This is a genomic window from Paraburkholderia sp. Cpub6 (genome assembly GCF_014201065.1).
In the GTDB taxonomy this organism is placed as follows: Bacteria; Pseudomonadota; Gammaproteobacteria; order Burkholderiales; family Burkholderiaceae; genus Paraburkholderia; species Paraburkholderia tuberum.
The window spans coordinates 1-1,157 of record NZ_JACHDM010000093.1 but is presented as its reverse complement, the minus strand read 5'-3'; the positions used below and the strand labels follow the sequence as shown (position 1 = coordinate 1,157).

1 protein-coding gene is annotated in these 1,157 nt (G+C 66.0%); it reads left to right on the top strand.

Annotation, left to right across the window (positions count from 1 at the left end; translation table 11 throughout):
* Positions 1-1,117: IS66 family transposase (tnpC, locus tag HDG33_RS36840; protein ID WP_184041231.1), on the top strand; the 1,117-nt coding region annotated here is incomplete at its 5' end.
* Positions 1,118-1,157 lie beyond the last annotated feature (40 nt).

The window sequence follows — 1,157 nt, the reverse complement described above, 5'->3', positions numbered from 1 at the left end:
GATCCGCCACGTGCGCCCCCGGCTGAGCTGCAGCCGTTGTGCGAAGGTCGTCCAGGAAGCGGCGCCGTCGCGCCCGATCGCACGCGGCATGGCCGCAGCCGGCCTGCTGGCGCAGGTGGTGGTTGCCAGGTACGCCGACCATACGCCGTTGTACCGGCAGGCAGGAATCTATCTTCGTGCCGGCATTGAACTCGACCGTGCCACGCTAGCCTCGTGGGTTCGCGAGTCCGCCGCACTGCTGCAGCCGCTGGCGGATGCCGTTGGCCGATATGTGCGTGAGGCGCAAAAAATCGATACGGATGACACGCCCGTCCCGGTGCTAGAGCCGGGACGCGGCAAGACGCGTACGGCGCGGTTGTGGACGTACGTACGCGATGACCGGCCGGCGGGCAGCCGGGCACCCCTGGCGGTCTGGTACCAGTACTCGCCCGACCGCAAGGGAGAGCGACCCCGTACGCATCTGCAGGGCTGGTCGGGCATCCTGCAGGCGGATGCCTATAGTGGCTACGATGCGCTGTACCGCGATGGCACGATCATCGAGGCAGCGTGCTGGGCGCATGTGCGGCGCAAGTTCTACGACCTGTACGAACTGGAGCGTTCGCCGGTAGCGCAGGAGGCACTCTGCCGCATCGCGGCCCTGTATGCCATCGAGCGCGAGGTGCGCGGCCGCAAGCCGGAGGTCCGGCGGTCGGTGCGCATGGCGCGGGCATTGCCGCTCGCAGGCACGCTGAAGGACTGGCTGGAACATACGCTCGCGCAGGTCTCGGCGAAGTCGGGCCTTGGCAAGGCAATCCGGTATGCGCCAGGGAACTGGCATGCGCTGGTGCGCTACTGTGAAGACGGGCGCATCGAGATAGATAACAACACCGCGGAGCGATCGATCAGGCCGCTGGTTCTCGGCAAGCGCAACTATCTGTTCGCAGGTTCTGATGGCGGCGGACAGAGTGCGGCGGTCATCTACAGCCTGATCGGCACGGCACGCCTGAATGGCATCGAACCGTATGCATACCTGCGCACGGTGTTCGAGCGCATCGCAGAGCATCCCATCAACCGGATCGACGGGTTGCTGCCGTGGCGTTTGATGCCGCTGGAGCAGCCGCTCCGGCAGGCTGCATGACGATGGCATCGACTCGCAAACCTGCGTTAAGCGCGGTCAA